The following is a 21,203-nucleotide window of genomic DNA, read 5'->3' as shown; positions in this document are numbered from 1 at the left end:
GAAGAGGAACTCACCCAGATTGTTAGCCGTATTCTTGCACGCACCAAGATACATAGGCACAAAGTTTATTCTTGGTGACGGACACTTGGCTCAATGTCACACACAAGTGTCCTCAAAGGTCAGTCTACTTTTGTCTTTGCATCTTGGCGCAAAATTATCACCTTTGCGCTAACCAATCGATAATCTGGGCATTAACAACATCTGGAACTTCATCGTGGGGACAATGACCGGCATTAGGAATGGGAACAATTTTGATTTCTTTGCCATTTTCTTGCGCCTTTTCGTAAATCTTTGCCCCGGTAATTGGTGTCCAAGGATCATCAGCACCCCAAATCACTAATAATGGACGTTCGACTTTGGGCAATAGTTCCTCTGGACTTGGGCCAGGAGGGGCTGTGAGAATGGAGGCGAAGACTTGTTGCGCTCCTGGGTCACAAGAGGGAGTATAAAGTAAATCGACTAATTCATCGGTGACGGCTTCACGGTTTCGGTAAACTTGGTAGAGGGTGCGGCGAATTTGGGCTTTTTGACGGATGCGATTATAGACAAATTTACCTGTAATTGGCGATCGCACAAACCGATTAAAAGCTGCCATCACCATCTGTAGTGGCGGGTTCAATTCGTGGGGACGATGACTCAACCCACCCGCAGAGTTAATTAAAATACCACCAGCAGCAATTTCTGGATGTTCTACCAGTACAATCAAGCTCAAAAGTGCGCCGATAGAGTTGCCAATAAATACAGCAGGTTCGTGTATGTGTGCTGTGCAGAAATCTTTCAGCAGTTCCACCCAAACTTCCACGGTGTAATCAAGGGGCGCTTTATCGGAACCACCAAAACCTAAAAGATCCAAAGCAAACACCTGGTAGCCAGCATTCGCTAAAACTGGGATATTTTTGCGCCAGTGTCCAATGGAAGCACCGAAGCCGTGAACCAGTACCAAAGGGCGTCCTGTACCCATAACAGTGTACTGAATTTTGTAGCCCTGCCAAGTCCAAATGAGTTTTTCAAAGGCGTCTTGGCTTGCAAACTGCTGTGTAGTTACAGTCATTAATAAGATTCATAAAGTATTTCTTTAATATTAATGTTCCCTGACCTTAAAGAAGACTGAACATAATGTTATTTTTGAACCCATTCCCAAAGCGGCGTTCCTCCTCCCCGTGACCAGTTGATAATGAAGATAGGCGTTATCTTCACAAATTTTATGTTCTTAACTTGGTTAGACAGCAACTCCTGGCTGCTAGAAATCGGCGGGAAACGGATACTGATTGACCCTTGGCTGGTTGGTTCTTTAATTTTTAGCAATTTGGATTGGTTATTCAAAGGTTCGCGATCGCAAGAGCGCCCGATACCAGATAATATTGATCTGATTCTGCTGTCTCAGGGTTTAGAAGACCATACTCACCCACCAACGCTCAAGCTGCTGGATCACAGCATCAAGGTTGTAGCTTCTCCCAATGCAGCCAAGGTAGTACAGCAGTTAGGTTATACCCAGGTAACAGTATTGGCTCATGGTGAAACTTTCACTTTAAATAATCAAGTTGAAATCAAAGCTTTCCCCGGCTCTCCAATTGGCCCGACTCTGCTAGAAAATAGTTATCTCCTCAAAGAATTGGAGAGTGGTTTAACTGTATACTACGAGCCTCACGGGTATCATTCACTGCAACTTCAGCAGGCTGCACCGATCGATGTAGTGATTACACCGTTTATTGACATGACGTTGCCTTTGCTTGGGCCGATTATTAAAGGACAAAATAGTGCCTTAGAAGTAGTAAAGTCGTTAAAACCTCAAGTAATATTATCTACAGCAGCCGGAGGAGATGTGGCGTTTGCGGGATTGCTGATGAAATTCATTCAGACTAAAGGAAGTGCTGAGGAATTTCGTTCGTTAGTAGAGAAAAACAATCTTTCGACGCAGGTACTTGAGCCGAAACCAGGCGATCGCTTTGAACTACGCTTAGAAAAGCGAGCATTAGCAATTTAAGTTACACCTAGCCCTGGCGATTAGAAATCGCGGCTATACAAACGTAGTCCATTTACGCAGATTAACGGAAATTAAAGGTTTGCTAACCTGCAAAGGCAGCTAAAGTCTCGTCTAGCTGAGACTTCTAGTCGCCAGGGCTAATTGCGTTCTCTAGCTGAATTATCTTGCATATACACTTTTCTAATCGGAAAAGGAATTTGAATTCCTGCTTGCTGATAGCGTTTGTGTAATTTTTTGACAAATAGATGTTTACCAATGCGCTGATCAAAGTATTCACTTACCCGCATATAAAGCGTAAAATCTATACTAAAATCATTAAAAGTATGAAATCTGATATATGGTTCACTTTCTTTTAATTCCGGTGCAATTTCTTGCATGACTTCTTTGGCAACTTGTACAGTCACTTTTTCAACTTGTTCCAAATCGCTATCATAACTGACACCCACATCCATTGTTAAAGTAATTTCCTTTGCAGGTAAATGATAGTTGGTGAAAATTGCAGTAGACAACTTAGAATTAGGAACAATGACTACATTATTTGACATTTCTTTAATTGTCGTATTTCGCCAAGAAATATCTATGACATATCCCTCATGTCCAGCATCTAATTTTACATAGTCTCCAGTTCTCACCTGCTTAGAAATAATTAAGTAAAACCCAGAAAACAAATTTGCAAGTGTGTCTTGAAGTGCCAAACCAACTGCTATACCACCAATACCTAAAGTTGTAATTATTGGTGTAATTTGAACACCCACTGTTTGCAATATAATTAATGTTCCCAAAACGAAAACACTAGCCTTAGCAAGGTTAGAAATTAGTGATGTAGGAACCCCTTCTGTTCTACGAATAAATAAATTAACAAAACCAGCACTCAATCTGGCTAACACTAGAGTTATTGAAAACAGTAATGCGATCGTCAGAATTTTTTGCAGGACGATGGCAATATCTGGCTTGAGAGGAGAACTCAGAATTGCCCAAAAAAAACCGGCGATGACAAACCAAATAAAAGTCATCCGGTGCAAAGAGCGAAATATAATTTTACTCCCGGCAATTCGTCTATTAGTAACCAACGTTTCCAGTTTTTTAAAGATAACTTTTTCACCAATTATTCCAGCCACAAAGCCAGCTAGAATAAACCATATCGGCGTAATCCATTCCATCATATAAATTTTAAATTTGGAGTTTTACATTTATGAGAACAGCATTGTTGCTGCAATTATGGCTAAATTTTACCTTGTTAGTTGTCGGATTAGCTGCTTGAGAGTTTCTGGATTATGGACTTGCCAATTATTTACCACCCAGATTACATTGCTCCATTACCTGAAGGACATCGCTTCCCGATGTCTAAGTTCCGACAACTCTACGAATTACTGTTAGCTGATGGTGTAGCTAATCAAGAACAATTTCACACCCCCGAACGTCCGCCGCTAGAATTGATAGAGTTAGTCCACACTCCAAGCTATGTTCAAGCTTACTGTGAGGGAACCCTAGATGCCAAAGCACAGCGTCGCATTGGTTTGCCTTGGAGTCCAGCATTAGCGAATCGCACCTGTGTAGCGGTAGGTGGTACGATACTCACTGCTAAACTGGCATTAAGTCAGGGTTTAGCTTGTAATACGGCTGGTGGAACTCATCACGCCTTTCCTAGTTATGGATCTGGTTTTTGTATTTTCAACGATTTAGCGATCGCCTGCCGCGTTTTACAAAAACTCGGACTTGTCCACAAAATCCTAATTGTAGATTTGGATGTCCATCAAGGAGACGGCACCGCTTTTATCTTCCAAGAGGACGACAGCGTTTTTACTTTTTCCATGCACTGCGAAGTCAATTTCCCCGGTACTAAACAAAACAGCGATTTGGATGTTCCTTTGCCGGTGGGAATGGAAGATGACGCTTATTTACAAACTTTGGCGAATTATCTAGCAGATTTGTTGTCTAAAGTCAAGCCCGATTTAGTATTTTATGATGCAGGTGTTGATCCTCATATAGGCGATCGCTTAGGCAAATTAGCTTTAACAGATGCTGGGATTTTTCGCCGAGAAATGCAGGTTTTAAGTACCTGTATGAGTAGCGGTTATCCTGTCGCCTGCGTCATTGGCGGCGGTTATGCTGATGATATGAAATCTTTAGTCTGGCGGCATTCGCTGCTGCATCGGGCTGCTAGTGAAGTTTATCAGCAGTACAAACTTTGATGTAACATTACTTCTTGCAAAAATCCTAATTTATTATTTGGAACGATAGATGAATTATCTGTGTTTATCTGTGGTTTTATTTTCCTAAATAGAAAAACTTTGTCAGCAAAGGCAGCAGTGGATGAACAACGGCAAACTCAGAATCTACGAACTAGCAAAAGAATTAAATTTAGATAACAAGAAGCTATTAGCGATTTGCGACAAACTCAACATTGCAGTCAAAGGCCATACCAGCACCATCTCAGAATCCGAGACAGAACGCATTCGTGTAGCAGTAAATAAACTAACAGCAAAATCCTCAAAAACTAAAACACACTCTGAGGATTGGGGCTATACGTTTATAGCTTCAGCAATTGATAGCTTTATCCGCCATCTTGAAGGTGAAAGCGTCCTGAAATCATATCCTGAATTTAGAGAGCGACGCGATCGCGCCAATGAGTTAATGTTGGAATGTGTCGGTAAAAAGCCTTGTCTATTTTATGTGCGTCGCAAAGGTGCGGGGAAAGAAGCAAGAGAAGAAATTTGGGATTTAACAATAGCAACAGACTCCAATGATTTTCCATTACCCGCAAGACTTGAGAAGCTCAGAAAAACTTTAGGATTCAGAGCGGCTGTACAAAAAGATGGACGCGACGGGATAAAAATACTATCGGCTCAGTTGTTACAACACTCACGGGGACAGGCTGATAGCTATGCTGTACCTTGTTGCTTACGTTTGTTAGCTAATCATCAGCATCATCTCGACATTCCACCCGCAACATTGAAACGCATAGCAGCCGCACCAGTTTGTGGCGAAAATGTGCCTACAGAAGATCAACTGAAAACTTGGAAAGCATTTTTGCAGATTGAGGAAAAAATTGCGAAAGCACGTCAATTTTGTGTGCGTTATGTAAGTCACAATTATAACTTCAAAAAACGAATCAGTTTTGAAATTGATGTAGCCTCAGCCACACTTGACGGCTTTTATCAAAATTCCCTCGATGTAGAAAACTTTTGGGAACGAGCAAGACGCACAAAAAACGAAGATTTAAAACTTTTTGAAACTGCTCCTGTCGGCAAAAATTGGATTAGCGGTCGTCAATTAGGGACTGTTGAGGAAGTTGACCTCAACCGTTGTATTATTAGTCTCAGGCTAGAACGTGACTTAGCTGAATTCATGGCAACAGAGCGCTATAAGTTGCCAGATACAGGATTTTTGTGTTTTGAAGCAGTTGGTGATATTCAGCAGATTCAACGCAAGAAAAAAGCTTTAGATGATTTGAATAATGGTTACACCCAAAATCCCTACTTGGGCAACTTTTTATTCGATGCTTCCCAGGCTAGACAAATCAAAACAACTATCGAACTTCAGCCACAATATTTGTTATTATCTTCTGCTAATCCTGGTCAGAAAGCAGCAGTAGAAAAGGTACTAGCCGCTAAGGATCTTGTTCTCATTCAAGGACCACCAGGTACTGGTAAAACTACTGTAATTGCCGAGATTTGCTATCAAATTGCCCTTCGTGGTGGACGTACCTTAATCGCATCTCAAGCTAATTTAGCAGTAGATAACGCTCTGAGTAGATTAGTTCATAACCCAGTGATTCGGGCTGTACGCAAGGGGAGAGCCGAAAAAGTTGGGGAGGAAGGGCAGCCATTTTTAGAAGACCAAGTGATTGGTAGATGGCTAGAAAATACAGCAAATGACTGCGAAAACAATCTTACTCAACGGCTTGAAAATATCCAAACTTTCAGTCAATTACTAGTATCATCACAAAGATTTACAGCCTACTTCCAAGCCGAGGAAGAATTCAATCAGCAACAAACTAAATTCAATAAAAATAAGTTAAAATTAGAGGCAAACTTTAAAAATCAAGAAAAATCTTACAACGAAACTGTAGAACAACATAACGGGGTCGAATCTCTAATTTCAGGACTAGAAAACATCCTAAATACTGCACAAAATATCAACTGGGAAGCTCCAGGAATTACAGATTTTTTGCCACTTCTTAAGCCCTACACAGAAGGTAACAGTTTAGTAGAAGAATTTTTAGCAAATGTTCGTCAAGCCATAAAATATACTGATGAACTTGGTTTCGTGCGCCCGGCGATTGGTGCTTTTGGTTTAGCAGTTTGGTTGCGTGAAACTGTAGCAAGAGAAATTTCTGAATTTAAAACTGCTTTTACTTATGCTGAAGATGCAACTAAAGCCATGTTGGAAGTGGCAGCATCGGTGCAGATTGTTAAACAAAATTTTGCCTCGTTAAACCAACTACAACCAGATTATCAGCAATATCTTAGCAAACTGCAAAACATCCAGCAAACAATTAAAATATGGGAAAACCGCAAACGGGAAATAGATTATATTATTTCAGCAGTTAAAGAATGGAAATCTACAGCACCTTCTCATCTGTATCAAACTTTGAAAAATTGTCATCAATCAGGTTTACCATTAACAGAGAATTTAGTAGATTTGCCGCTAGGTTTGTTGATGTTTGCTAATACACTAAAATTACCAATATTACCCAAAAATTACAATATTAACTTACCAGACTGGGAACTATTAGCAAAAGCGATCGCTTATGAGATAGACGGAGGTTTCACTGACAGACAGGGTAAACAACATAACTTTAGCTATTTTTTACAACAAAATTTTAGTCAGATTCCAATAGTGCTATCAAAGAGCGATGCCTCCGGCGGGCTTTGCCTACGCACTCAATGGCAAGAAACCTATCAACAGTTTAGTAATTACCAACTACTCAACCCCAAACAGCGAAAATTGCTGGTTGAGAATACCCAAGCTTTCTTAATTAGAATGCAAAAAACCTATGGTGCATCATGGGAATGGAATAATATTGACTCTACTCTCACCAGAATTACACAAGAATTACTAGATACTATTCTTATAAATGCACGTCAATGCGTTTTAAAAGTAAAAACGGAAACGGAACAACAGCTTCAGCATCTGCAACGACAATTAACAGAACTTCAGAAAAATGAAATTAGCCAACAGCAAATATCCGTTACTCAAGCTGAGGTAGAAAAAGCGCAGCAAGATGCTAATTTGCAACTTGGACAAGTTATTAATATTTTGCAAGAACTTAATCAACAAAATATACCTGCTAAATTACGCATTCTAACTGAACAATATCTTGCAACACAATCAAATATTTGGGAGCAACCGCAAGAATTGTCAAATCAAGTGAATTACTGGGTAACTTGCATCAGTCAACTTGAAACCTTAATTTCATCATCAGAACCTTTCGCTGTGCTGGAGATAATTAAAAATTCTCTACATGAGCATTTATCAAAACTAAAAGTAGAAATTGAAACTTCTCTACAGCAGCTTCAAAAATTGCAAATTAGCCTCCGTGAAATAGAACAAAAATTACAACCACAGCCATCAAAAAATTTAATATTAGAAAGAAATTGGTGGTTGAAAGAATGGCAAAGAATACCGGATAAATTTAAGCCAGAAAATTCTGCTGCTGACTTGTTTAATATAGAGTTATTACGCAGCATTAATATTAAATTTGAATTTTGGCAAGAGCAACTTCAAAAGGAAGAGAATTATCTCAATAAATATCAAAATTTTGTACAAGATTGGATCGGAAAATTAAGGGAGCCAACTGAAAGCGACCGCGACGATTTAAGGCGCATCTATCTAGATAATGCCAACGTCGTTGGTATCACCTGTGTTCAAGCTGCAAATAGAGGTTTTTCTGAAGAATTCAAATCTTTTGATGTCGTCATCATTGACGAGGTTAGTAAGTGTACTCCACCAGAGTTACTAATCCCAGCTTTGAAAGGTAAAAAATTAGTCATGGTAGGCGATCATCGGCAATTACCACCCATGCTTGATACTAGCACTTTAGAAGAAGTTGCTCAAATAATTGGCAATACACGAGACGAACTACAATTTTTAGAAGAATCACTGTTCAAAAGTCAGTTTGAATCTGCTGATGAAAGCATCAAACAAATGCTAACTACACAATATCGAATGCATCCCTTTATTATGGGAGCAATCAATCAGTTTTACGATGGTAAATTAGAATCTGGTATTTTGCAGCCGGACACAAAACGCGCACATCATCTAGCAGGCGAAATCATCCAAGAATTTCAGCATCTTATTTGGGTAAAAACGCCTATAGAGAATCAGTTTTTAGAGCAACGAAATGGAACTTCTTACTTTAATACTCAAGAAATTGATGCAATTGAACGTCTGTGTCAGCAATTTGAGAGTACTTGGGCTTCTAAAGTTGCTAATGGTGAACCGAAAAAAGAAATTGCTGTAATTACGTTTTATGGCGCTCAATTAAGAAAAATTGATGAACGTCTGCAAGCGGAACTTTTCCCTTCGCTAGAAATTCGGACTGGTACAGTAGACAGATTTCAAGGTATGGAAAGACCTGTTGTAATTGTCAGTATGGTTCGCAACAATAATAAAGGAGATGTGGGATTTGCTAAGAAACCAGAACGGGTAAATGTTGCATTTTCTCGCGCTCAAGAACTTTTGATAATTGTGGGTTGTCATAATTTGTTTACCCATCAATCAGGTAAAGTCGGAAGTATGTATTCTGAAGTTTCAAATATTGTAAGCCTTCATGGAGGTTTTGTTGATGCTTCTCGCCTTTTCAGCTAAACCTATTGATGACAAGCTCAAAAATTTTGTAGACATTTTATCAGTGTCTTTGCCTTTGTTGGTGCGATCGCTGTAATTGGTGGCTTGGCGTAGCTTGGCATGTTGTTCAAGAGCGATCGCACCCATAGCTAGAGGAGACACTACGGGGTAGTGAGAAAATTATGGGGTATCGGGTCGATTGATTGCATCTAGGACTTATCTAGTACGCACAAGTCATAGTAGCTAGTTTGTCAAGTTCTTTCAAAGTGTAAATTTTTTAAACGTTCATTTGTTAAACAGCACTTGACAGTTTACCCTAAAGTTGGTATTAAACATTGCAATACCGTAAAAACACTAAGGCTAAAATCTTTAGCCTGCAATGATCTCTTGTCCGTTGTTTTGAACCTGAAAGCGCAATAGTTTTCCTCCCAGTACTGTTTTGAAGGACTACTTAATTGCGCGAAAAAAATAGTTTTTTATTTTACAGGAAAGTAAACAGAATGAAAATTTTATTACTCGACCTGAATGGAACAATTCGCTGTGGAAAAACGGGAAAGTATATTGAATGGCCCCAAGGACAAAAACCGATACTTGGCGCAGATAAAGCGATAGAGCATTTTTCTGATCGTAATTGGCAGATTATAGGAATATCTAATCAAGTGGCAATTGCAGCCGGGTACAAAATCTTAGAAGCTACAATTGTAGAAATGCAGTTTACTTTACAGTTATTCCCTAAACTTCAAGAAATATTCTTCTGTCCAGATTTTGAGGGTAGAAAATGTGTAATGGTGTCTAGAGAAAAGACTATTAAATGTTCTCTAGATCCTGAAGAGGGATATGAATTAGTAGGTAACTTCAAAGAAATTAATTTTAGGAAGCCTGGGGATGGAATGCTTAGAGCAGCGATTGAAAAATATTCCCGGATTAATATTGAGTCTTTTCTAGAATCATCTAAAGTAGATCCTCAATATGATTGCTGGATGATTGGAGACCGTAAAGAAGATAAAAAAGCAGCAGCAAGCCTGGGGATAAATTATCTTGATGCCGAAATATGGCGGCGGCAGTTTGTGCCAGGAATGCACGAAGTACGCCAAATTACTCCCACCCAAGTGCGATTTTTGGAAGGAATCGAAATTGACGCTTATACCAATTCTGTGTGAAGATGCGCCAAAATTAAATAGGTGAGTGCTGAAGGTGAGTTGTCATTCGCTATTTACTCAGCAGGGTGGACAAGTCGGGAGTATGTACTCCAATATTTCAAACATCGTGCGTCTACATGGAGCTTTCATTGATGTTTCTCGCCTCATCTGCTAAACCTATTGATGAAAATCTCAAGAATTTGGTAGACGAAATTGAAGCGCAAAGTCCTAGTTTATCAGTTTTAGCAGCGCGTCAATTTCGCTATGGCTTGCGTCAAACTCCTGTAGAAATAAATATCAAGGAACCCCGCCAGTTTAACGTACTCGAAGAATTTATCATCCGCGCTGCTATTGAATTTCAACCTCCGCCAACAGAGAATGAATTAGCCTCTGTACTTGGGCTTGATTCTGTATTTATCCAAACTACTACTGCAACTCTTCGTTCATTACAAACTTTATCAGCAACATCGCCAATTACAGTCACTCCTGAAGGGCGTTCATTCTATGAAAAAGGGTCTGTACCACAGCCCCCATATCCTGTACAGCTTAATGCTATTACAGACCCTTTAAGCGACAAAATCACCTTTCAAGCTGAATCCTTAAACGAGACAGTGATAAATTTGCCTGACTTGGCAGATTTTATAACTATTGATAATACAATTACTGATATTTCCGTGTTACCCCTTGAGGAAATACAAAAAAGTATTCAGGCTTCAGGTTTAGCACTTCATATGCCAGAATATGGAAAAGTTGTCACTTCGTGTAAGGTAGTAGCTTCGACTCAAAAAATTTGGAGAAAGATATCGCTTTTCGTTATCTTTGATGCCCTTGAAGATAAGTTGAGTATCCAAATAAGAAATGGAAAGCAAATTTTAGAGTCAGCATCAAATTGGTTAGAAGTGCTACACGCTGAAGGCAAAATCTCTTTGCAAGCATTATGTGAATTGTCAACCGAAACTATTAATTTTGAGCGTGAAGCCATTCTCAAGCAGAAAAATACTGAAATAGAAGCTAGGCTGGAAAATATTCGCCAAAAGGCGCTAGAAAATCCCGCAAAATCCAGTAATAAAGTAGATAATTCGACAGTGGGAGGTGAAGCTATACAGTTACGCGATGGACAAATTAGCCAAGCTTTTTCAGAAGTTTTAAATTCGGCTAAAAGTCAGGTTTTGATTTATTCTCCTTGGGTGAATCAGACCGTTGTAAATGAAAAATTTTTAACTCTGTTACAGAAATTAGCTAATCGCAGAGTTTGGATTTTAATTGGACATGGAATTGCGCGGCGACAAGAAGATGAAGATAAACCAATACCACCAGAAGTAGAGAAAAAACTTCGAGCGATAAAAACACCTGATGGTTTACCATCGGTACAGGTTTTTTGGTTGGGAGATTCCCATGTCAAAGAAGTAATAGTTGATAAAAAAATCCATCTTTGCGGATCTCCTAACTGGCTATCTTATCGCGGCGATTACCTACCACGAGGCGAGTCAGTTTATAAAGTTACAATTCCCCATCAAGTTCAGGAAGCTTATGAATTTCTCGCTAATCGCTTCCAAAATCACGCTCAAAAATTATGGGAAAATGCTCTAGAAAACCGTGATTCTAAACTGGCTGTAGAGTCTTTATGTGTGTGGGGTGCGCTAGGTATGGAGGATATTGCACTCAAAGAGATACAGCAAAACAATTGGCTAGAACTTCTACCTATGTGGTTAAATGTAGCACTTCAAGGGTTAAGGTCGAATAATATACAAGCTGATTCAGCAATTTTTAAAACAGCACTTTCGTTGCTGAATCAGATTTCTATTGAAGAGGCTTTTACCCTGCAATTACAACAGGGATGGCCTAAGGTTGTAGGCGCGATCGCTACTAACAATCCTAAAACTGCTTTAAACTTACTTAGTGATGAAGTATGGGCACAGTTTATTCGTCTCAATATTGTTCAAGATAAGGATTCACCCAATGATTTTATATTGCAGCATACATAACTCAATAGCAAAAATCCTCAGCATTACACTTAAAGCTTTTACTTTCGAGTTATGTATATTTATCTCTTCATGCTACCTTGTTATTATCTAAGTATGAATAACAATCCCATAAGATAAAACATCATGGTGCTAGTATTATATTTGCTACTTTAATGTAATATTAATACCTCAGTAGTATGCACGCAAAACTGATATATATCTTTAGATATATATTTTTCTTCTAAATTAGCAGACGATTTTTAATAAAAAACCTATTGAACGGAGTGTCTTTGCTCTACGCTAACATTGAACGGAGTGTCTTTGCTCTACGCTAACTGTCTAAAACGACCGAGTTTCAATAACATACATGATGTCTATTTATACAGTGCGTAAATCATAATTAAGATATTTTTCATACTTAAGCAATAATAATTTTGCGGAAGATAGGTAATAAATCTGTCGTCCTGATTTGGTATGAGTTGGCAATTCAATGATTCTTAACCTTTGATTGACTTAAAGATAGATCCATAGATTGGTCTTCTTCGATACAATTAATAGGCAGAGAGAGCCGAGGAGAACAAGGTGGTCTTATTAAAAGGCTTTGAGATTGAGATTTACACTGGCACGCCTCAAGGTGAAATCGTAGGTCTCTCCGACAAAATTGTTGCAGCTTTGGATGGATTTATGCGAGAGCCAGATAGCCGCAACGTCGAATACATAACCGAACCATCCCCTAATTACGATAATTTATTGTGTGCCTTGCTGCGTCCCCGGCGGGAGTTGCGAAACTACCTGAATCGCTTGGGCGATTACACCTTGATACCTGGGAGTACTTTATCTTTGGGTGGGGGCGATCGCTTTCTGCGTTCCGATCCAGCAAACCCCTATCATGACTACATTGAGAACACCTACGGGACGAAAGTAGTCACCGCCAGTGTACATATTAACGTAGGCATCAGCGACCCAGAAGTATTAATGCGGGCGTGTCGGGTGATCCGGATGGAAGCACCTCTATTTCTCGCCCTTAGCGCCTCATCTCCCTTCCTAGATGGCAAAACTACTGGCTATCATTCCACCCGTTGGGGCCTATTTCCGCAAACGCCTAACCATGTGCCGTTATTTGCCAGCCACGCTGATCATATTCAGTGGGTGGAAAATCAACTCGTTGCAGGAACCATGCAAAACGTGCGGCATTTATGGACATCAGTGCGACCAAATGGCGATCGCCGTCCTTATGACTTGAATCGCCTGGAATTGCGAATTTGCGATTTAGTCACAGATCCCATTGCCTTGCTAGCTATTACTGCCTTATTAGAAGCGCGTTTGTTGCAAGTAATCGAAAATTCCAGCATCGATCCGCTAACTCAAAGTACCTTCTCTGGTGAAGAACTCGTCACCCTGACTACTAACAACGAAGCTGCTGCTGCTACTGGTAGTCTTGATGCTGAACTGAGGCATTGGCAAGATGGCAGAAGTATCCTAGCCAGAGATTGGATTACCCAAATGTACCAAGATGTTTGGGCGATCGCCAAACAACAAGGCTTTAGCTGTTTCCTTTCCCCTTTACACAAAATCCTCCGCGAAGGCAATGAAGCTCAACAGTGGTTGCAATTACACTCAGTCGGTTTTGACAGCCAGCGCGTCATCACTCAGGCTATTGTCGCCACCCAAGAGCGCGAAATCGAACTCGAAGACAAATTGTGTTCTTCCCTATTAGCTTAATTGAGGAGGCAGAGGATGAGGGAGATGAGGGAAAAATAATTAATCGCCAATGCTCGCATCTCCTGTCTTCATACAAATGGTATATTTCCTTGGAGACACCACTCACCCTAAAAGACAGAAACACTTATCTTCTCTACATAAAACTTAATATTTCCTGACTTTAGCCAAATATCCTCTCAGACCATTGCTCTGGGAGGGTTTATACTTGGGTTTAAAAATCTAATCGATGGAGGATGCTGGATTATTATTAATAAAACCTATGAATAGCTTCTACCCTTTGGTAGATTTAACATTCACAAGAAATTATTTTATACAACACTTAGATTATACGGATAATGCCTCAGGTAGTTTTAGTTAACCCGCAAATCCCTCCTAATACAGGTAATATTGCTCGGACTTGTGCAGCTACGGGTACGGAGTTGCATTTGGTAGGTCCTTTGGGGTTTGAAATTAGCGATCGCTACCTCAAAAGAGCTGGGTTAGATTACTGGCCTTATGTAAAACTGCACTATCACGAATCCCTAGAAGCCTTTAAAAGCGTACATCAAGAGCGTGGAGGCAGATGGTTGGGTTATACTGTCGGTGGAAATTTTAATTATGTCAGCTTTCAGTTTCAAGCCGATGATTGGCTGCTATTTGGTAGTGAAACTACGGGCTTATCACCAACAATTCTGTCAGATTGCGATGCTACTCTGTATATTCCCATGAGCCAACCGGGAGTTCGCAGCTTGAATCTGTCAGTAAGTGTGGCAATTGGCTTATTTGAAACCCGTCGTCAGTTAGGCTATCTACAATAGCTGTTTACCTGCATGACTATAAGTATATTTACTAATACTCTCTCCGAATATCTCTTAGATGAATGATTTGTGGCAGCAAAAATTTTCTGAGTACGGCAGTAAAACGTAACAAAGTATACTCAAATTCTCTTTTTTTCGTAAATTGTAGTGGAAGATACTTACAAAGACATGAAGGTTGTTATAAGAAATTTGTATATAAAACTTGGAATAATGCCAAATTTGAATGGTAGATTTTGATCAATTTGAAACATCTAAGCTGGGGAACAAAAGCGCCAAAACCCAGTCATATCTGGTGTTTGAGCCATTTTTGATTGAAGAGCGCCATAAAGCAGCCCCAAAATAGCCGATAGTTAATACGGTTGTTTTTTAAGGAATAATCAACGTAAAGTCTCGTGTTGAAGAAGACTGATTGGGTAGAAATATCTTGAAGATATCTACAGCAGGGGGCATCACTTTTCCAGAAGTCGCAGCAATTCTCTGCAGCGACTATGGACTTGACAAATAGTTTGTCCAGTCCCCGCGATTGACGCAAGACAGGCGCGGACAATGGTAAAGAGTAAAATGTCCTAAGTAGTGTGAGGGTGTGAGGAGTGGTTGGGACAAGAAAACACAGCAAATTTTAAGTTTTGCTAACAAGTGTGAACTTGTCTAAATCAGAGAAGCAGGTTAATCTTGCGTAAGCATCTCTGGTGAATGTGATCTTGATCTATCGTTCGTTGTGATCTAAATCATTGACTAGTATCCAACTGAAAAATCGAGGTCAGTTAAGCGCTAGTGATCATAGGAGGTCGTCTTTGAAACGAGCATTGAAAAAGAGAGTAAAAGCTGTGTTGAATAATAACCCCAGCAGCGATGATGCCCCGGTAGAACTGCTAAATGTGATGAATCCAAAAGTTAACCGCCGGGTGCGGACAAAAGCCGCCATGATTGGCTTGGCAATCTCTATGGGAGCAACCAGCCTTTTGGTGACTCGACAAAGCGATCAAGCCCAAGCAGCGGTGCCAGTAGGCAGCCAAAAGGCAACGTCAACGATTCCTGCTGTTTCTGACACTCAGGTGAAATTCGCCTCCACAAAGCTGGGGTCCCAAGCAGTCTCATCAGCGAGCGTGCCGGAAAATCCTGTGATCGTGGAACCAACGGCAGTATCACAAGTGCCTGGGCTTGAAGCTAAATGGCAAGTCGCGGCAAATGGAATGTCTTTGCAAGTTCCTGCATTAGCAACGTTTTCCCAAGCAACAGCGGCTGATAAAAATTCCACCCACCTGAAGCCCCAAGTGGCACAGGGAGTGAACAATACCTTAGCCGAAACTAGTTTCCCAACAGTCAATAATCTGTCTGACTCTAGTGCTAATGGTGTTGGTATTACAAATGCATCACTAATTGCCCAGCCACAAACAGTGGCAATATCTGGCGCAGTTAATAGTGAAATAAATGCACAACTTAAGGCGCAACAAGAGTTCGCACTGAATCGCTTACAAGAAAAATCGAACCGTTTAAGAAACAGTCTGGCACAGTTGCGCTCTGGGGAAACCAAAAATTTATCACAAGCTGATATGGGCTTGGTGCAGCCGACGACTGTAGTTGAAAAAATTGTATTAGCTCAGTCGGACATTTCTGGCGATGCGAGCAAAGCAAAGTTGATATCGAGGTTAAAACACAAGACACAGACGACTGCACTAATACCAGCTACACCAACAGTTATTGCGTCATCGGCTCGAACAGCCTACGAAGTTAAGCCTGGAGATACACTAGCAGCGATCGCCAGTAGATACAATACTTCAGTACCAGAACTTGTTAAGGCAAATAACCTCAATAATCCAAATGAACTGCAAATTAGTCAAAAACTGATTATTCCTGCTGTTCAAGTTGAGGCAATTGTACCGACCAAGCCCACTTTTGTACAGTCCAGCAAAACTCCTCATGTTGCCACCTCCCCTGTCAACATTGGTAGTGCCAACTCATATCTACCTACTTCACAATCACCAACTATTGCCGACAACAGTAGCATTACCGTCCCTACACCGGTAACTGTTCAGATTCAAGCAAATAGTGCGACCGACTTAGAGACAGCCCCCCCCACGGCTAATTCTTACGGCGTCGGGGGTGAAGGTCCAGTGCCAACAGCTTTTGCTGAAATGCAACAGCCGAAAACATCAACAAATAGGGTAGCAAGGGGAAACAATAACGACCGTTTGCGGGGCTTGCAAGGGGAAATTCAGAGGTTACAGCAGAAATATCGCGCTCAACAGTCTGGTAACTTAGTTGTGCCAGTAGTAGCTACCGAAATGAATAATGCTGCAATGCTCACTCCTATTTCTACTCCCAATAATTTTACAGTACCTAACCCCGCAGTTAGAGCGAATAGTGTAGCAATACCCATTCCAGTTCCTACACCTATTAGGTCTAGCTATAGCGTTCAGCCAATTAAGCCCCAATTCAGTACTGCTGTACGCCCAACCGAACCAGTAAACTCAGAGTTCTTGCCTAATCTAGGGTCTGCTAGCCAGTGGACTCCCTCTAGCACCTCATCGGGCACAAGAGTTGCAACGCCTCTTAGAAGAGTAAATGCCTCTGACTCCTTAGGAATGATGCGGGGAAGGACAGTTTCTCCACAGGCGATGCCACCTTTGGCAGCAGTGGATCAATATTTGCCTAGACCCATTGACGAACTGATACCTCCTCCATCTACTTCAACCTTAGCTTACAACTGGCCTGCCAAAGGCACTCTCACTTCTGGCTTTGGTATGCGTTGGGGAAGACCGCACAAGGGAATTGATATTGCTAACTCCACTGGTACACCGATTGCTGCCTCAGCTGATGGTGTAGTGGAAAAAGCCGGCTGGAACAAGGGAGGCTATGGTAATGTTGTCGATATCCGCCATCCTGACGGCAGTCTGACTCGGTACGCTCATAACAGTAAGATTCTGGTGCAACCAGGTCAGCAGGTGCATCAAGGACAAACAATTGCTTGCATGGGCAGCACTGGTCACAGCACTGGGCCACACAGCCACTTTGAAATCCATCCACCAGGTAAGGGTGCTGTTAATCCAATAGCCTTCTTACCACCAAATCGCGTGTAATTCTTGACTGTATCTAACTAAATCATTGCCTTGTTAGTTGAGGGAGGTAAACTCCCTTTTTTGCTTTCTATTACCTCAACAGGGATGGAAACTGTAATAAGATTCCAAAAGAGGCTAGTTTTGAGCAAATTTGTATGCTATATTAGTTAATGATTTGGATAAATATGGCTCAGTAGCTCAGTTGGTTAGAGCACGGGACTCATAAGCCTGGGGTCGTTGGTTCAACTCCGACCTGAGCCACTTTAAAATTAATCTATATAAGAGTTTCAGCTTCTGTACATTGGTGGTCATGGAAGCTGAATCTTTGTTTTAATACTCAGGACTCAGCACTAACTGTTTGATGAGTTTGTAGCCAGTTGAGCAAATCAGCGATCGCACTAAAATCTAACAAAGCCTCACCCAGTGCTTCCAATTGTTCTAGAGAAAGACCCTGAATCTGTTCTCGAAGCTGTTGTGGTAACTCACCTACCCGTTTTTGTAGCTGTCGTAATACAAGTGTTTGTGCTTGTTCCTGTTGTCCTTCCTCCTTCCCTCGCTCGTAGCCAATGCGTTCGCCTGTGGTAATGTAACTCATGATACGCTCCTGCTCGAATTGTTTAAACTCCTGCCAAAATTCTGCTTCTAATCCCTTTGGTAAAATCATAACCCAATCGATAAAACGATAGAGGTTACGAATATCCCTTTCTTGCAGCCCTTGTTCATACAATCGCCGAATTAAACTAAATTTCCACGTTTTCCTTTCTCCCAACTGTTTAGTAGTTTGTTGGGTTTTCAAATGTGCCATTACCACAGTCGCAAAGGGATTATCGCTATTTTCTAACTCTGTCCATCGATTTTGATAATCGAGCAGTTTGACGGTTCCAAATCTAAAATGCAGACCACAATCGGGATAATTATAACTGTATTGATTTGGTCTCCAAGTCGAGTCGGCATCGCACAAAATTGCTAGGCTAATGGCTGGTTTAGCAAATTTGTCAAAAATTCGCAGGTTGTAGGAAAACATCCTTTGAGCAAAATTATCTTCCGATTTTGCCTGAATTTCGACATGAATCAACAGCCAAATTTCTTCTCCTTGAATTTGCCAGACTTTGACCAATTTATCTGCATATCTTCTACCAAGTTCTGCTTCGCGGGCTATTTGTTGAAATTCCTTATCAAGAAACTCGTGGGGACGTTCCCAATTAATTAGTGCTGCTGTTTGCGGAAAGAAAAATTGCATTGCTTGTGGGAAGTAACCTTCTAGGATTTCTTTCCACGGGGAATCATTATCGGCTCTTTCTCGTTCCTCGCTCATGAGTTGATTGGTAGATTCATGTTCTTGATAATAAGATGTGAGCAGCCGATATTTTCAGCAGGTTAGAAGTTCCTTGGTTAAGAAAATTATATTCAGCACTATTTAATGTGGCGAATGACTTCGGCAACTGACCAAGCTTGTGCGATCGCTCCTCTGGGTGTATGAGGTGCATCGCCATCAAAAATCTCAGAAATAGAACCAAGACAAGCGTCAAATAGGAAGTGATCTAGCAGAGGTTGCCAATCAAAAGGCAGCGATTGTTGCGGATAAAAACGTTGCCAAGCACGAATAAATGGGCCAATTAGCCAAGCCCAAACAGTGCCTTGGTGATAAGCGCGATCGCGTTGCTCTTGGTTACCCTCATATCTCCCTTTGTATTCGGGATCTCCCGGATCGAGGCTGCGAAGACCATAGGGGGTAAGCAAGCTGGCAGTTGCCAAATCTAATACTTGACACCCTTGCTGTGCAAAAAACCCACAATGGTGCAGTGACAGTGCCAAAACGGCATTAGGACGAATTTGAAAATTCCGGCGATCGTCTGGCTCAATAGTGTCGTATAAATAACCTAGCTGAGGATTCCAAAACTTTTGCAGAGAGGTTTTCACCTGTTGTGCTTGCTGAGTATAACGTTGTGCTTGTTTAGTGAGACGCACTGGATCGCCAAACTTAAGCTCACTTAAGCGTTCTGCCCACTGACTCAGCCAACATAAAGCTGAATACCACAGCGCATTAATTTCCACTGGCTTACCATGACGGGGAGTGAGAGGGTGTGCCTCAATTACCACATCCATCCAGGTGAGGGCTACACCACGAGCATCCCAACTAATTAGCCCATCAGTAGCATCAACCTGGATATTGTAGCGTGTACCACCAACAAAGGCTTTGTGAATTTGTTGGACTACGGGGAATTGCTCTGCCAAAAATTCCCAGTCTTGGGTAGCTTCTAAATAAAGTCCTAAAGTTTCAATCCACCACAGTGCCGCATCGATACTGTTATAAAGTGGTTCGCCATCGGCATCAGGAAATGCATTAGGAATCAAACCGTGGCGACAGTAATACCCAAAAGTCCCCAATACTCTTTTTGCCAGGTCAAAGCGCTGTGGAACTAGTGCTAACCCAGGTAAGGCGATTAATATGTCGCGTCCTCGGTCATTAAACCAGTGATAACCAGCAATGATTGTGGGGCCTGCAATTGAGGCTCTATAGACGATAAACTGATCGCTTGCTTTGAGTAGTTGCTGCCAGATTGTAGATTGGGGATTGGGGAACTCGGTGCCCCCTCTGGGGATAAGGGGTAATGGGCATTGGGGAGCCAGCGCTGTGGTGAGGCAGTCCGGTTTTCTCTCAAGGGGAGACGATGCCGCGCATAGCGCAGCGTTAGCGAGTCCGCGTCCCTTGCGTGTGTCGTAGAGAGCGTCTGGGGTTTTCCCCCAAGAGGAACTGCCGAAAGGGTTTCCCGACTTAAGGCGACTGGCGTCATAGGGTACAAGAGGCAGAGGTTTAGGGATGGGGGGCAAAGGGGAGGGCAGAGTAGAGAGCTCGCTCCAGCCAAAAATCTGGCAGAGCCGGTCTTGCTCTGCTTCCACGGCTTCTGCAAAGGTTTCGGACGTGAGAACACCTGCCATTGAGTCGGGAAAACCGACTCGTGCTTCTAGAGTCACCGCATCTCCTGGTTGCAGTGTGACTATCAAGTAACCAGGACTGTAGAGGTCTTCCTTGTTGCCTAATCCCCGTTTTGTCTCCTCAGGCAATCCATAATTCCAATACCAAACTGCATCTGATTGATAATTTCCTTGTGTCCAACGCAAGTGCCAAGGTATACCAAAATGCCCATAATTTTTTGCTTGCAGAGAAACTTGCTGTTGCCCAAGCAATTCTGAGAACTGTAATCCTTGATTAGCAGTTTGCTGGTGGTGAAAATCACGTTCTGCTATCAGCAGTCGCAGCCGTAAAATCGCTGTGTCACTTCCTTCATAGCGATATTGGATCAAAATTTTATGACCAAATTGGGCATCGGCATTGCTTATCTCCCTTTGTCCCCAGTCCCCAGTCCCCACTAACCCATAGGGCATCACCAATTGTCTAATCAACTGCCAGTTATCTTGACCCCAAATCCATTTTGGGACTGGGTTAATATCAAAACAGCGTAGCAGTTCGTAGCCTGTCAGTTCAATCTGACTGTTACCCCAAACATTTGTCCCCAGTGCCACAACGCCCCCGAATACTTCTAAGCTAGCTTCTAGGTGCGAAAACAGCAGAGTCCGCCCAGAAGGCGGGTTTGTAGCGGTAAAAAGCCAACCGTGATAAGTGCGTGTGCGGACATCAGAAACCGTACCGCTGGCAAAACTTCCCAAGCCATTGGTAAGCAACCATTCTCTTGTATCTAAATCAGGCATTTGCTACTCAAAATCGTTATGAGTATGATATAGTC

The 21,203-nt window shown here is 41.6% G+C and carries 13 protein-coding genes and 1 tRNA gene; 9 read left to right on the top strand and 5 right to left on the bottom strand.

The window, feature by feature from the left end:
• Positions 1-157: 157 nt before the first annotated feature.
• Complete coding sequence (locus tag V7K35_RS29035; protein ID WP_335083885.1) at positions 158-1,051, bottom strand: alpha/beta fold hydrolase; 894 nt, start codon at positions 1,049-1,051, stop codon at positions 158-160.
• Positions 1,052-1,204: 153 nt separating this feature from the next.
• Here V7K35_RS29035 and V7K35_RS29030 point away from each other — a divergent pair, with 153 nt between their 5' ends.
• Positions 1,205-1,984 carry an MBL fold metallo-hydrolase gene (locus tag V7K35_RS29030; RefSeq protein ID WP_335083883.1) on the top strand — a complete coding sequence of 260 codons (780 nt, stop codon included), beginning with the start codon at positions 1,205-1,207 and terminating at the stop codon, positions 1,982-1,984.
• 137 nt (positions 1,985-2,121) lie between these two features.
• On the opposite strand, the gene V7K35_RS29025 is transcribed toward V7K35_RS29030, so the two are convergent.
• Complete coding sequence (locus tag V7K35_RS29025) at positions 2,122-3,147, bottom strand: mechanosensitive ion channel family protein (RefSeq protein WP_335083881.1); 1,026 nt, start codon at positions 3,145-3,147, stop codon at positions 2,122-2,124.
• Positions 3,148-3,258: 111 nt separating this feature from the next.
• Here V7K35_RS29025 and V7K35_RS29020 point away from each other — a divergent pair, with 111 nt between their 5' ends.
• Positions 3,259-4,176 (top strand): histone deacetylase family protein, encoded by a 918-nt coding sequence (locus V7K35_RS29020; protein WP_335083879.1) that lies wholly within the window; start codon positions 3,259-3,261, stop codon positions 4,174-4,176.
• A 121-nt stretch (positions 4,177-4,297) separates the two neighbouring features.
• On the top strand, positions 4,298-8,797 hold the full coding sequence (locus V7K35_RS29015; RefSeq protein WP_335083878.1) for a translation initiation factor IF-2 N-terminal domain-containing protein: 4,500 nt from the start codon (positions 4,298-4,300) through the stop codon (positions 8,795-8,797).
• Here V7K35_RS29015 and V7K35_RS29010 read toward each other — a convergent pair.
• Positions 8,741-8,938 carry a hypothetical protein gene (locus V7K35_RS29010; protein WP_335083876.1) on the bottom strand — a complete coding sequence of 66 codons (198 nt, stop codon included), beginning with the start codon at positions 8,936-8,938 and terminating at the stop codon, positions 8,741-8,743. The genes V7K35_RS29015 and V7K35_RS29010 overlap by 57 nt on opposite strands.
• A gap of 338 nt (positions 8,939-9,276) precedes the next feature.
• On the opposite strand from V7K35_RS29010, the gene V7K35_RS29005 reads away from it, so the two are divergent.
• The 6 genes from V7K35_RS29005 to V7K35_RS28980 all read left to right on the top strand — a co-directional run bounded on the left by V7K35_RS29005 (position 9,277) and on the right by V7K35_RS28980 (position 17,718).
• On the top strand, positions 9,277-9,936 hold the full coding sequence (locus V7K35_RS29005; RefSeq protein ID WP_335083874.1) for an HAD hydrolase-like protein: 660 nt from the start codon (positions 9,277-9,279) through the stop codon (positions 9,934-9,936).
• Positions 9,937-10,067: 131 nt separating this feature from the next.
• Positions 10,068-11,900, top strand: a complete 1,833-nt coding sequence (locus V7K35_RS29000) for a hypothetical protein (RefSeq protein ID WP_335083872.1) — start codon at positions 10,068-10,070, stop codon at positions 11,898-11,900.
• Between the two features lie 561 nt (positions 11,901-12,461).
• Positions 12,462-13,601, top strand: a complete 1,140-nt coding sequence (gene gshA / locus V7K35_RS28995; RefSeq protein WP_335083870.1) for a glutamate--cysteine ligase — start codon at positions 12,462-12,464, stop codon at positions 13,599-13,601.
• A gap of 335 nt (positions 13,602-13,936) precedes the next feature.
• On the top strand, positions 13,937-14,398 hold the full coding sequence (locus V7K35_RS28990; RefSeq protein ID WP_335083868.1) for a tRNA (cytidine(34)-2'-O)-methyltransferase: 462 nt from the start codon (positions 13,937-13,939) through the stop codon (positions 14,396-14,398).
• A gap of 794 nt (positions 14,399-15,192) precedes the next feature.
• Complete coding sequence (locus V7K35_RS28985) at positions 15,193-17,478, top strand: peptidoglycan DD-metalloendopeptidase family protein (protein ID WP_335083866.1); 2,286 nt, start codon at positions 15,193-15,195, stop codon at positions 17,476-17,478.
• Between the two features lie 166 nt (positions 17,479-17,644).
• Positions 17,645-17,718 (top strand) — tRNA-Met (locus tag V7K35_RS28980).
• A gap of 76 nt (positions 17,719-17,794) precedes the next feature.
• Here the strand turns inward: V7K35_RS28980 and V7K35_RS28975 are convergent.
• On the bottom strand, positions 17,795-18,772 hold the full coding sequence (locus tag V7K35_RS28975; RefSeq protein ID WP_335083864.1) for a DUF4351 domain-containing protein: 978 nt from the start codon (positions 18,770-18,772) through the stop codon (positions 17,795-17,797).
• Positions 18,773-18,870: 98 nt separating this feature from the next.
• Complete coding sequence (locus V7K35_RS28970; protein ID WP_335083862.1) at positions 18,871-21,168, bottom strand: amylo-alpha-1,6-glucosidase; 2,298 nt, start codon at positions 21,166-21,168, stop codon at positions 18,871-18,873.
• Positions 21,169-21,203: the final 35 nt, after the last annotated feature.

Origin of the sequence: Nostoc sp. (assembly GCF_036917275.1) — a bacterium.
Taxonomy (GTDB): domain Bacteria; phylum Cyanobacteriota; class Cyanobacteriia; order Cyanobacteriales; family Nostocaceae; genus Nostoc.
This window is presented reverse-complemented; position numbering and strand designations above follow the sequence as displayed.